Genomic DNA, 13261 nt, shown 5'->3' on the forward strand with positions numbered 1-13261 from the left:
AAAAGTAGACGTTGGCAAAATGTTAGAAGAAGCTCTACTTATTAGAACTACATATCCGTGATTGCCTACGTTAGGAATAGTGATATTCTTAGTGCAAGTTACATTGAGGGTTCCAAAAGCGGCTCTTGCCACCTTAATAATTTTCATAATCTTACCATTATAATTTGAATAAAGATAGGAGAAATCCGTTTAATTTCTATGGAAAATAAAAAATCAATAGTTTTTGCTATTGATTTTTTAACTATTTAGTTGTTTTTTAAAAAAGTCTTGCTTTTAAAAGCCACGCAATTGCACTGTGATCATAATGCACACTTTCTTGTCACAGCACTAGCACTATTAATATTTTGATTTTCAATAAACCAATTAGTCACCAAGTGGATAAGACATTGTAGTGAGTTGCGTGCTTGCTGTTTTAAGATACCAAACAGCTTCCTTTACTTCGGCAACGGTTGCTTTATCAGATTTTTGAATAAGAATAGCGTTTGTTAATGCACTGTCATAGTTTGCTTTTAAGTTTGTGTATGCACTATTTATTTTTCTATCTTTTTCTTGATCGATTAGTTTAGCCAGTTCCTGTTTATCAGTTTCTGAGGCAGTTTTTTGATCACTTTCAGCCTGAGCAGCGGTATTTATTGGGTTTAATTTAATACCGCTAATATATTTGACATCACTTGCCTTGATAAAGTTGTTGCCATAATTTAATTTTTGCTTTTCAACAGGGTGAGCGGGACTAGAATTTGTTGTCGCTGAATTATTAGCATCGATAACGCTGGAATTTTCATAATTTAGGCAGTGATAAAATAACTCGGCCTTCTTTTCCTCGGGTACCCAAAGATACATTAGACCATCAACCGTGAGGTCCCTGTACTTTTGCTTTTTAATGCTTTTACCGATTGATTTGCCAGTAGTATCGTAAAGCTGGACGGTGTCACCAGAAAGTGGCTGAACAAAGGTGTAAGTTAAATCTTCATAATTTACGATTGGCAAGTTTACCTTTAAAGAAACATTATTTTGAGCAATATATTCATCTGGATGGTCGTGTAGTCTAAAAATATATCCTTCAAAACCATCATTGGCATATGGAATCACAGCTAGATCAACTTTGATTTTCTGACCCTTTTTAAGAGTACGTTTAATAGAAGAATAGTTGACTGTAGTTGTTGATGACTCAGTTAACACTGTTGCGGTGGCAACGCCGTTATACCGTTGAGCATGACCATCAATATAGCCCACATTAGCAGCTTTAATATAGTGACCTTGACCCAATGAATAAAAGTTTTTACCTTTTATTTTGGCTGTTGGCAAGTATTCAATTTTTAAATGTCGTGCGGAATCATCTTCATAAAAAAAGTATGTTGGAGCTTCAGTTGCAGATTTAATCTTGCCTTGGTAGCTCACAATATCTTTTTTAAATAGTTTTTTGCCTGTGGCATGACCATTTTTGTTATAAACAAACGAATTGTGATTTAAAATCAGTTTGTTTTTCTTTGTGTTTTTGCCATTTTGATTTATAACGATGGCTGCATCAAGATAATAGTTGTTGGCAAGCTGATAGTAAGTACGACCATTAATTTTCTTAGTGCCATAATAAGGATAGGTACCATAATTTTCTCCAGTATCCTTCACGCTGTTAACATCTGTCATGGCAAAGCCTTTTTTGTCGACCCTAAAGTCTGCAGGTATCAAATAGGCCTTTGAAGTTGGGTCTTGCTTAATTTTGATTTTATTACCAAATTGGTTATAAACGTAGTCATCTTCTAGCAGTTGAACTGTTCCTTTTGCTTTTTTAACGCTCCTCTTAGCAGCCAAAACTGGTTGTACTTGAGCTAAAACTGTCGATAATGGAGTGATTGCTAATACTGTTGCTGTTAGCCCAATTCTAATCTTTTTTATTAATTTCATTTTTTACCTCGTAAATTATCTTAAACCTCATAATCATATCTATTATAGAACACTTTTTAATAACCATATATATAAATCTGAGTTCAACATAAAGCTATTTTTAAAAAACGGTCTTTTTTCTTCTTGTAAATTTTATCTTTTAACCAATTTAACCAGCAAGCCGGTCTATAATGAAGGTATGAGAAAAGAGGTTATGTTATGAAATCGAATAGCATGAATAAATTGAAAAAAAGCAAAATTGCAGTTACTGCACTCTTGCTCAGTTTGCTGTGCCTGATTAGCTTCACGGCGACGACTAAAGCCGATACGCCAGCTGGCACGTCACTAAGTAATGAAACTAATTCTTCAGCCGATATTGGTTTATGGACGGGTAAAGACGGTGACTGTGATTGGAAATTTGACCTAGTCACCAGAACGCTCACAATTAGTGCACCGGTGAAAACAAGTCAGCTGTCAAGTACGCCTTTTAAAAAGGAATTTAACTGGTATGACATTATTGAACACATTGTCTTTGAAACACCAGTTAGTCTCGCCCCTGATTCAAGTTCAAAATTTGCGGAACTCCGCCAGTTACAAGATATTAAGGGCTTAGATCAAGTTGATACCAGTCAAGCAACTGATCTGTCATTTTTGTTTGCCAATGATAGTTCTTTAACCAGTGCAGATGTGAGTCATTTTGAGACTGGCAAGGTTACCAACATGAGTCGGATGTTTGACAACACCAAACTGCCGACGATTGATTTGAGCCACTTTAACACTGCCAATGTTACCGACATGAGCCGGATGTTTGCTCTTGTGAAAGCTCCCAGGCTGGATCTTACGAGCTTTAATACCAGCAAGGTCACTGACATGAGCGGGATGTTTGACGAAAGTGACCTCAAACAGCTTGATCTGTCGAATTTTGATACTAGCCAAGTGACGGATATGAGTGGGATGTTCCTTAACACCGCCATTGCACAGTTAAATCTGGCTAATTTTAATACTAGTAAAGTCACTGATATGAAAGCCATGTTTGCTCAAACTAAGAACTTGCATAGTCTCGATTTGCACAATTTTAATACGGCCAATGTAACTAAGATGGACAATCTGTTTAAAGGCAGTAATCTGACTGAGGTTAATTTACAAAACTGGAATACCAGTAACGTGACCAGCATGTCATATATGTTTTATGACTGCCCTAATTTGACCAACCTGGACATAAGCAGTTTTGACACGGGCAAGGTCAGGAATATGTCTTATATGTTCGCCAAGTTTGCGCATCTGGACCAAGTCGATCTAAGCAAGCTCGATACACACAATGTCGAAAACATGCAGGATCTGTTTGCGCACAACCCGAACCTGACCAGTTTGGATTTAAGTCATCTAGATACGGGTAGTGCTACCAGAATGACAGCCATGTTTCGCGACGATAGTTCCTTAACAACTGTGAATTTGAAGGGCTGGAATACCCAAAATGTCAAGTACATGGATTCGATGTTTCGTGACAATCACAAACTGGTTAAACTTGATTTAAGCCACTTTAATACTAAAAATGTAACCGAAATGTTTGCCGTCTTTATGGGTGCCACGAGTTTGAAAAGGGTTGATTTGCATAACTGTGACACGCGTAAAGTTGAACGAATTAGCCAAATGTTTATGGACTGCCCTAGCCTTGTCTCTGCGGACTTACGCGGCTGGAAACTGCCAAAAATGTATGTTTCAACGCGAATGTTTTACAATGACCGCCAGCTCACTAGCGTTGACTTAAGTCACTTAAATATTCATAACAGTCAAATCTTGGCTAAGGCAGGTAACACCAAGGGCTTTGCCGTGAAATTAGGACATTACCGTTTGCGCAAGAGTTCCGGTGTCGGCCACGGCTTTAAGCATATTCAAGCGGTTGGCAAGGGGACGATTAACAAGCCAAAAGGCAAGAAATATACCGAAAAGCAGCTTTTACGGCTTTATAATCACTCCGCTAAAAAAAGCCCAGTGGAAGTCTACGTGATGTATAACGGCAAGAAACCTCATTTTTCAAAAGAAATGACTATTAAATAGTTTTAGTCAAATTGATAGTGAGGCTAGCTATTATCACAAAGCTGAATTATGATGAAATTAATTAAAAAACTATTAAGTTAGGAGAAATAATAATGGATAAAAAAATAGCAAAAAGAATCGCCATTGCCTTATGTGGCGTGGCTTTAACTGGCGTTGGTGCAACTTCAATCATTAAAGAAAATACTTACACTGCAAGTGCTAACGATGCTGGTACTAAAGAATGGCTACAATATGGTACTTTAAAGTATGACCTAAGAGGTCCATCTGGACGTATCTATAGAGCTGGTGCCAAAGTTGTACGTGAAGCTGGTACAAATGAAAAACCAGCATTTTCTGTTCCAAAAGGCCCATTCTATTTAACTATGCAAATTGGTGGTCTGCCAGGAAACAACCTGATACAAGACACTGGTGGTGGCTACATTGCAGAATCATATGTCAACATTAGTGGTGACTGGACAGAGATTGACTATCCAACAACAACAACTGTGCTTGTTAATAATACTACGGACTATACTGATTTAAAATCAAGTGATTTTCATCCTGTAGACAGTAGTAATCCTGATGTACCTCATGCTAATACTGATAAATTAAATGCAATAACTAACGATTTTATTATTGACATTAATATATCAAAGTTAGGTAAAAAAGATAAAGAAATTGCATCTAATGCTTTAAAGCAATCAGAAGAGGCAATGAAAATTGGAGTAACACAAGCAGAAGTTGATAAAGTCACTGATTATATCAGCGGGCTATTAGCTAACTACAAGAAAACTGGTCACTTAACCGATTCTGGTACTGTTGACAAACCGGGCGATAGCAATAGCAACACCAATACTACTAACAAACCGACCGCCGTGGATACAAGCAAGTCACGCTACGTGAAATTGCGTAAAGCATCATATTGCTATAACCACAAAGGCAAGCGTGTTTCCAAGAAACTGCTCAAAAAGAGGAGTATTATTAGAATTAACGGCAAAGTGTACCGGATTAAGGGTAAGACGTACTACCATATTGCCAAGAATCGTTATGTCCGGGTTGTCAACGTTGCTAAATAAATAAGTTAGGAGAAATAATAATGGATAAAAAAATAGCAAAAAGAATCGTCATTGCTTTATGTGGCGTGGCTTTAACTGGCGTCGGTGCAACTTCGATCATTAAAGAAAATACTTATACGGCGAGCGCTAATAATGCTTATGGTACCAAGGTGTGGATTCAATATGGAACATTAAAATACGATTTACGAGGGCCATCTGGTCATATTTACAGAGCTGGCACTAAGGTTGTTCGTGATACATATTCATTATCACAGCCACCTAAGTCTTTGCCAAGTCATGTGTTTTACTTAACTTCTGTAATTGGCGGTACTCCAGGCTTGCAAGGCATTCAAGATGAAGCTGGTGGTAAAATTTCAGAGACTTATGTCGATGTTGAAGACTGGAATCTGCAAGATTATCCAGCTGATAGTGTAACATTAGTTAATAATGCAATAAATGATACCGATTTATCATCGAGTGATTTTCATCCAGTAGATAGTGGCAATCCAGATGTCACTCATGCTGATGTAAGTGCTTTTGAAAAGGCAATGGGTGAGTTTGATTCTGTTGTAGACTTTAATCATCTTACTAGCAAGGAACGTGAATTAGTTGCATTGATCGGCAAACAAGAAGATAAAGTATACTCTATCGGTACTTCCCAGGAATATGTCGACCAAGCAACTGCTTACGTTAACCAAGTAGTTGCTAACTATAAGAAAACCGGTCATTTAACTGACTCGGGCACCACTGCTGGTAAGCCAGCCAATAGCAATACTACAACTGCCAAGAAATCAACCACAGTTGATCCAGTTGATCCAAGCAAGTTCCACTACGTAAAATTGCGTAAAGCATCATATTGCTATAACCATAAAGGTAAACGAGCTTTTAAGAAACTGCTCAAAAAGGGGAGAATTTTCTTAATTAACGGCAAGGTTTACCGGATTAAGGGTAAGACGTACTACCGTATTGCCAAGAATCGTTATGTTCGGGTTGTCAACGTTGCTAAATAATAAAATCTGTCCTGTTGAACCGCGGCTTTGGTGGCAACAATAAAAACAAAAAAGAATGCTAAATCTTTTTGATTAACATTCTTTTTATTTTCCTAAGGGGAAAAGCAGACTTTGTTTTATCAGTCGTTTAGTCACCCAGCGGATAGCTCATGGTTCTAAACTGGGTAATGGTTGTCTTAATGTACCAAACTGCTTCCTTAACCTGTGCAACCGTTGCCTTGTTATTGCGCAGGACAAGGGAAGCATTGACCAGTGCACAACCATAGTTTACCAGCAGGTCACTGTATGGACTATTGGTATACTTGTTTTTACCGTCATTGAATAGTTGCACCAGTTCCTGCTTGTCCGCTTCTGAAGCCACCTTTTGGTCGTTTTCAGCTTCCTTAGCCGAATTGATTGGTTTCAACTTAAGGCCGCTGATGTACTTAACGTCACTTGCTTTGAGCAGGTTATTGCCGTAGAACAACTTTTTCTTAGTTGGTTTATCACTGTCTGGTTCCTCCGGTGCAGCGGGTAGCTGATCATCAAAGACGCTCTGGTCATCGTAATTTAGACAATGATAGAATAGCTCGGCCTTGTTTTCACTCGGCACCCAGAGATACATGAGGCCGTCAACGGTCAGATCGCCGTATTTTGGTTTTTGGATTTTTTTGTTAATTGCTGCTCCAGTAGTATCGTAAAGTTCAACACTATCACCTGATAATGGTCGAACAAAGGTGTAAATTAGATCCTCATAATTAACGATTGGCAAGTTCTTGTCCAATGAAATACTGGACTGGTCAATGTATTCCTGATGATGGTCATGTAGCCGGTAAAGATAGCCGGCAAAGCCGTCATCTGCATATGGAATCACGGTTAGATCAACTTTGATTTTTTGTCCTGGCTTCAGATTATGCTTAAAAGTAACATAGTTAACTGATGTGGTATAGGTTTTGTGCAAAACGGTTGCGGTAGCTGTTCCATGATAGCGTGCAACGTGACCGTTGATGTAGCTGACATTGGCCGCATTAATGTAATGTCCCCGACCTAAAGAATAGTATTGCTTCTTCTTGATTTGGCGGGTTGGCAAGTATTTGATTTGCAGATGCCGGGCCCAATCATCTTCGTAAAAGAAATACTTGGGTTCCTTTTTGGCAGCTTTAATCTTGCCCTGGTAAGCAACTATGGCATTTTTAGGTAATTTTTTCCCCGTAGCGGTTCCGTTTTGATTGTACACAATTGAGTTGTGACCCAAAACTAGCTTATTCTTTTTGGTGTTATGCTTGTTTTGCAGTAAAACTGCAGCTTCGTTAAGGTAATAGTGATTAGCAAGCTGGTAATATTTTTGCCCGTTAATTTTCTTAGTGCCGTAATAAGAATAGCTGTTTGCCATCTCATCATCGTTTATGTCAGCATCTGTTGTGACAAACCCCTTCTTAGAGTCAATCGTAAAGTTGACTGGCACTTTATAACCTCCGCCAGGCAGTTGCTTGAGCTTTATCTTATGGCCCAGCTTGTCATAAACATAATCATTTTTTAGCAGGGTGACTTTACCCTTGGCCTTAGCTTTTTTCTTAGTAGCTAGCACAGTTTGCATTTGGCTTAAATTTGGCAATAGTGGGCTGAGTACCATAATAGTTGCTGTCAGCCCAATGCCAATTTTTTTAATTAATTTCATCATTTTAGCCTCGCAAAATTTCTATATAAGCTTATTATAGCTCACTTAAGTGTCTTTAAATATAACAATCGGTACAGATAGTGCAGAAAAAGGAATATTTTCATCAAAACCAAAAAAGACGGGCTCTTCGAATTGTTGTAGCACTCGGTCTCTTCTGCTTGGTCAGTGCAGGAGAACTTACTGTCTAACTCGGCAAAAATATCTGCTTGACTTAAAGAATACTTGAAGTGCTAAGCTCTGAATAAATAAGGAGGCAAAAAGATGCAAAGAGCAAAAGTCGTTGTTCACATGTATGTGACAATTGATGGCAAAATTGACGGGAAGACCGAGAGTCCTGAATCCGGTCAATATTATAGTGATGAATTATTTGTTTTAAGTAACGCTGACGGTAACGGCCGGCGCACAATCCAAATGTATGCTGCACCAGACACAATTGACTTGACGAAATACAGTCCTGAAGGTATTGACGATCAGGATTGGTTACCTGACATTAAGTCAGACACTTGGTCAGTTGCGTTTGACCGCAAGGGCAAATGTGGCTGGAATCAAAATTATTTCTTGTATAATCAACACCGCATGCACGCAATTGAGGTGGTTACGCGGCAGGCTAAAAAAGAATATCTTGCTTTTTTACGGTCACTCAATATTCCCTACATTATTTCTGGTGATGAGAACTTTAATTTAGCGGAAGTACTGGTCAAGTTAAAGCAGCATTTTGGCATTGAAACACTGGCTGTTTGTGGTGGAGCCAGAATTAATGGCGTCTTTTTGGAGCAACATGTCGTTGATGAAATTTCGCTTGTGATCTCGCCCTATGTTAATGGGGACAAAGAGATTAAGGCGGCTTTTGAAACAGCCACGCGCATCGATGACCGCTTCAAAATCGACATGGTAAAAAAGCTACCTGACGGCGGTGTTCATTTACTTTTTGAAAAAGATAACTGAAAATAATTGAGTAAAAGATTAGCTTGCATCTTATGCGGGCTTTTTTATGTAAAAAATTCGTAATGATCTTTTGTTAGCAAAACTACTACTGCCATGTATAATGAAGGTAACTGGTTACAATTAGTAGAGAAGATAGAGCGATGAAACAAGAATCATTATTTGCAAATAATGCAGCTAGTGAGCCACTAGCGAATCGGGTCAGGCCGCAAAATTTAACTGAATTCGTTGGTCAAGAGCAATTGCTTGGCCCGGGTAAGATTTTGCGGGAAATGATTGATCATGATCAGGTTTCCTCCATGATTTTTTGGGGCCCGCCTGGAGTGGGTAAGACTACTCTGGCCGAGATTATTGCACGGCAAAGTCAGGCGGGTTTTTACAGTTTTAGTGCCGTTGATAGCAGTATTGCGAAAATTCGCAAAATTATGAAGCAAGCTGAAGAAGAAAGCCAGTTGGGACAGAAGACGCTGGTTTTTATTGACGAAATTCACCGCTTTAACAAGGCGCAGCAGGATGCTTTTCTGCCGTATGTTGAGCGTGGCAGTATTACTTTAATTGGCGCAACCACCGAGAATCCTTCCTTTGAAGTTAATTCAGCTTTGCTGTCACGTTGCAAAGTTTTTGTTTTAAAGGCACTTGAAGTTACCGACATTATTAAATTGCTCAAAAATGCCATTAATAACCCTAATGGTTTTGGTAAGGTTAAAGTTAACATTGACGAGCAAGAGATTAAGGCAATTGCTAAGTTCGCGAATGGCGATGCGCGGACTGCGCTCAACACCTTGGAAATGGCTGTTTTGAATGGTGTAAAAAATGGTGACACGATCAGGGTGACGATGGCCAGTTTAAAACAGCTGATTACGCAGAAGTCAGTTTTATATGATAAAAATGGGGAAGAACACTACAACATTATTTCCGCCTTGCATAAGTCGATGCGTAACAGTGATGTTAACGCCGCAATTTATTGGCTGTCGCGCATGCTAGAGGGCGGGGAAGACCCGCTCTACATTGCGCGGCGGCTCGTGCGTTTTGCCAGTGAAGATATTGGACTCGCTGACACCAATGCTCTCAACGTGGCAATCAATGTTTTTCAAGCCTGTCAGTTCCTAGGGATGCCAGAGTGCGATGTTCATTTAACGGAAGCCGTGATTTATTTGTCGCTAGCACCAAAATCCAACGCTGTTTACAAGGCACGACTTGCGGCCGAAAAAGACGTTAAAAAAACAATTGATGAGCCGGTTCCGCTCCAAATTCGCAATGCGCCAACTAAATTGATGAAGGATTTGGATTACGGTAAGGGCTATGAATACGCTCATCAGACCCAAGATAAACTGACAACGATGAAGACCATGCCGCCTAATTTAGAGAGGCACGAGTACTATTTGCCAACTGAGCAAGGGCATGAAGACCGATTTAAAAAGCGTCTGCAGCAGATTAAAAAGTGGCACCAAGAACATGATTAAGTAGATATTTAACAGCATATTAAAACCGCCTTGAAACAGTGTTCAAAGCGGTTTTTTACTTACCGATTTTCAGTGGCTCGATAGGTGTTTCACCAGGGAGTTTATTGATGACTAACAGCTTTTTCTTAATAGCTGGATAGTATAAATATGATTTTTGATTGCTTAAGACCATCACGCCGTCAGTTTTATTATTTGATTTCAAAACGCAGGCGTTATCATTTGAATTTTCATAAGTACCACTATCAAATTCTCTGCCATTTTTGAAAAGCCGATATTTGCCGTTGGTTCCTAAAGATATCGCAACATGAGGATTGACCGAACTTGTAGGAACGCCATGATTGGCAAAACCACCATAAACTGTAGGTGGCTTTCTTGTTACATAGAGTAGAACACCTAAAGTAATGATAAATAAAATTCCTAATATCCAGGTGCTAATTTTGTAGCTGTTCTTTTTCATGGTTTTTCTCTAACTTAATTTCTGCAAAAGCTAGGGCTGCTACTTTTGCTAGCAGACATGACCGCGGTCATTGTCAAATATGATTAAACTTTTCTAATTAGATTCTAACTTTTATCATAATTTGCGTCAATTAGTTTAAGTAAAAGTTGCGACGGCTTCAAGCAAAAGAAGAAGATTTTGCTAAATTGTGTCTGTGTTTGAGTTGAAATTGTTGGAAATGAGTCAATATAAACTAAAACTAGTATTATTTCAATTTGTCGAAATTGGTAAATTCTCGATGGTATGCAATACGTTTTAGTTGGTTGTTGATATTAAGCTGTCGCTCAGCTTAAAAAGACCGAGGACGAATCGTTCCTCGGTCTTTTTTATTGTTAATTTTAATTATTTTGGAAGTTACTTAAGAACTTCGTGGTTTTTTCGTTTTGCGGATGGTTAAATAATTGGTCAGGATTGCCCTGTTCAGCAATTACACCATCACTGATAAAGAAAATCTGATCGGAAATATCACGGGCAAAAGCCATTTCATGGGTAACGATAATCATCGTTAAACCGGTAGTGGCCAAGTTTTGCATAACGCTCAAAACTTCGCCGACCATTTCTGGGTCAAGTGCACTAGTTGGTTCGTCAAATAGCAAAATCTCTGGGTCCATGCTAATCGCCCGTGCAATTGCAACCCGTTGTTGCTGACCGCCTGAAAGTTGGCTAGGGCGGGCATTAATGTACTGCTCCATGCCAACTTTTTTTAGGTTTGCGAGGGCAACTTGGCGAGCCTCTTCTTTTGAACGCTTCAAAACAAGTTCTTGGCCTACCATGCAGTTAGCCAGGACATTTTTATTTTCGAATAAATCGAATTGTTGAAAGACCATGCCGACCTTGGCCCGGTAAATGTTCCGATTATAGTTTGGCTCTAGGACATTTTCACCGTGAAAAATAACTTTGCCAGCGGTTGGTTCTTCTAGTAAATTGATACACCGTAAAGTAGTCGATTTACCACCACCAGAAGGTCCAATAATCGTAGCAATTTCGCCTTTATTAATATCAAGAGAGATGTCACGCAGAACTTGATGTTCACCAAAAGCTTTTTGAATGTGCTTTAAGCTTAAAATAGTTTCATTTGTTTCAGTCATTATTTATTAGCCTCCGTGTCTTTTGTTGCTCCTACTTGAACCTGGTTTGCCATTAAGTTGTAGTTTTTGCTACCCTGCAGGTGCTTTTCAATTAAATTGAAGATTCTGGTAGTCGTGAACGTTAACAACAGGTAAATTGCGGAAATGGTTAAGTAAGTCGGGAAGAACTTGAAGGTTTGACTGGCAACCGTTGTTCCGACAAAGAATAATTCAGAAACAGAAATGATGCTCAAAACGGAAGTATCCTTAATATTGACGATAAATTCGTTAGTAATTGATGGCAAACAGTTCTTGATTGCTTGTGGCAAAATAATGTGCCACATTCTTTGATTATGTGTCATTCCCAAAGCACTAGCTGCTTCAAACTGACCTTCGGGTGTTGAAATAATCCCACCCCGAATAATTTCGGCTAAATAGGCACCGGTATTAATCGAAACAATGACTAACGCAGCAATTGTCCGGTCAATATTAATGTGCCAGAATTGGGCTATGCCATAGTAAATTACAGCGGCCTGTACCATCATTGGCGTGCCCCGGAAGATCTCAATGTAAACGGCTAAGAGCCAATTGACAATTTTTAAGAGCCATTTCTTACCCTGGCTGGTTGGAGTTGGAATAGTTCTGATGATACCGACAAACAGGCCGATGAAGAAGCCGGCGATGGTGCCGACTAAGGCTAAGAGCAGGGTCATGCCAATCCCGTTTAAAATCATGCCGCCGTATTGCTTCCACATTGAAACTAGCCACGGCTCGGACTTTCCGTTTTTACCCTTTTTCTTATCATCAGTTTTTGGCTGCTGCTTAATGGCCGTCGTCATTAACTTTGTTCGCTGGGAATTTGGAATTGTACCTAAAACGTGGTTGACTTCTTTTAGCAGCTGCTTGTTTGGCTTAGCAATTCCGATAGCAGTCGTTGAATCTTCCTTGGAAACCTTGAACCCGGCCATTTCACTAATTGGAATCGCCTTAATGTCAGGATCAACCATCTTAAAGGAAGTTGATTCGGTATCTTCGGCAACGTAGCCATCAATCGTTCCTGAAATTAAACTTTGGCGCATTGCCGCAAAGTCGCGCATTGCTGGCTGTCTTTTAGCGCCCTTTAATTGCTTAATCAAAGCATAATGCGAAGTACCTTGTTGGGCGGTTAATTTCGCACCCTTAAAATCATTTAATGTTTTAGCATTAGCGTATTTGCTATTAATCTTGGTGATAACAACAAAAGTGCTGTTTCTGTAAGCATTGGAAAAATTTATTGCCTTGGCCCGTTCAGCCGTTGGGCTCATCCCAGCAATAATCAGGTCGGCCTTGCCACTAGTTAAAGCTGGCAGCAGTCCATCCCACTCGGTTTTGACAACTACGACTTTGCGGTGCAGCTGTTTACCAATAATTTTGGCAATCTTCACATCGTAACCGTTGGCGTATTCGTTTGACCCCTCGATCGGAACAGCACCATTAGCGTTAGTAGTTTGGGTCCAATTGTATGGTTGGTAATTGGCCTCCATAGCTACTTTGAGTTCACCGCTATTACTTTTTGCTTCAACTTGAGAAAAGTCGAAGTTGCTGCCAATAATAAAACTAAGCAGCATAGAAAGCAGAACGGTAATCCACTTATTTCTTGACTTCATTTTGAAA

10 protein-coding genes are annotated in these 13261 nt (G+C 39.4%); 5 read left to right on the forward strand and 5 right to left on the reverse strand.

Going from position 1 to position 13261, the window contains the following annotated elements; all coding sequences use genetic code 11:
• Nucleotides 1–363: 363 nt before the first annotated feature.
• On the reverse strand, nucleotides 364–1902 hold the full coding sequence (locus J3U71_RS02050) for an SLAP domain-containing protein (protein ID WP_267392594.1): 1539 nt from the start codon (nucleotides 1900–1902) through the stop codon (nucleotides 364–366).
• Between the two features lie 198 nt (nucleotides 1903–2100).
• Here J3U71_RS02050 and J3U71_RS02055 point away from each other — a divergent pair, with 198 nt between their 5' ends.
• From J3U71_RS02055 to J3U71_RS02065, 3 genes are all read left to right on the forward strand, one after another.
• Complete coding sequence (locus J3U71_RS02055; protein WP_267392593.1) at nucleotides 2101–3939, forward strand: BspA family leucine-rich repeat surface protein; 1839 nt, start codon at nucleotides 2101–2103, stop codon at nucleotides 3937–3939.
• A 92-nt stretch (nucleotides 3940–4031) separates the two neighbouring features.
• Nucleotides 4032–4994 (forward strand): SLAP domain-containing protein, encoded by a 963-nt coding sequence (locus J3U71_RS02060; RefSeq protein ID WP_267392592.1) that lies wholly within the window; start codon nucleotides 4032–4034, stop codon nucleotides 4992–4994.
• Between the two features lie 20 nt (nucleotides 4995–5014).
• Nucleotides 5015–5983 carry an SLAP domain-containing protein gene (locus tag J3U71_RS02065; RefSeq protein WP_267392591.1) on the forward strand — a complete coding sequence of 323 codons (969 nt, stop codon included), beginning with the start codon at nucleotides 5015–5017 and terminating at the stop codon, nucleotides 5981–5983.
• Nucleotides 5984–6110: 127 nt separating this feature from the next.
• On the opposite strand, the gene J3U71_RS02070 is transcribed toward J3U71_RS02065, so the two are convergent.
• Nucleotides 6111–7643: an SLAP domain-containing protein gene (locus J3U71_RS02070; protein WP_267392590.1), complete on the reverse strand. Its 1533-nt coding sequence runs from the start codon at nucleotides 7641–7643 to the stop codon at nucleotides 6111–6113.
• Nucleotides 7644–7901: 258 nt separating this feature from the next.
• Between J3U71_RS02070 and J3U71_RS02075 the strand changes: the two genes are divergently transcribed.
• On the forward strand, nucleotides 7902–8585 hold the full coding sequence (locus tag J3U71_RS02075; RefSeq protein ID WP_220268979.1) for a dihydrofolate reductase family protein: 684 nt from the start codon (nucleotides 7902–7904) through the stop codon (nucleotides 8583–8585).
• A 140-nt stretch (nucleotides 8586–8725) separates the two neighbouring features.
• Nucleotides 8726–10045: a replication-associated recombination protein A gene (locus J3U71_RS02080; protein WP_267392589.1), complete on the forward strand. Its 1320-nt coding sequence runs from the start codon at nucleotides 8726–8728 to the stop codon at nucleotides 10043–10045.
• A 55-nt stretch (nucleotides 10046–10100) separates the two neighbouring features.
• On the opposite strand, the gene J3U71_RS02085 is transcribed toward J3U71_RS02080, so the two are convergent.
• The 3 genes from J3U71_RS02085 to J3U71_RS02095 form a co-directional block, all read right to left on the reverse strand.
• Nucleotides 10101–10502 carry a hypothetical protein gene (locus tag J3U71_RS02085; RefSeq protein ID WP_267392588.1) on the reverse strand — a complete coding sequence of 134 codons (402 nt, stop codon included), beginning with the start codon at nucleotides 10500–10502 and terminating at the stop codon, nucleotides 10101–10103.
• A 377-nt stretch (nucleotides 10503–10879) separates the two neighbouring features.
• Nucleotides 10880–11629: an amino acid ABC transporter ATP-binding protein gene (locus J3U71_RS02090; RefSeq protein WP_267392587.1), complete on the reverse strand. Its 750-nt coding sequence runs from the start codon at nucleotides 11627–11629 to the stop codon at nucleotides 10880–10882.
• Complete coding sequence (locus J3U71_RS02095; RefSeq protein WP_103752764.1) at nucleotides 11629–13254, reverse strand: ABC transporter substrate-binding protein/permease; 1626 nt, start codon at nucleotides 13252–13254, stop codon at nucleotides 11629–11631. Before J3U71_RS02095 ends, J3U71_RS02090 begins: the two co-directional genes overlap by 1 nt.
• Nucleotides 13255–13261: the final 7 nt, after the last annotated feature.

The sequence above is a fragment of the Lactobacillus sp. B4015 genome (genome assembly GCF_026536055.1).
GTDB classification, from domain to species: domain Bacteria; phylum Bacillota; class Bacilli; order Lactobacillales; family Lactobacillaceae; genus Lactobacillus; species Lactobacillus panisapium.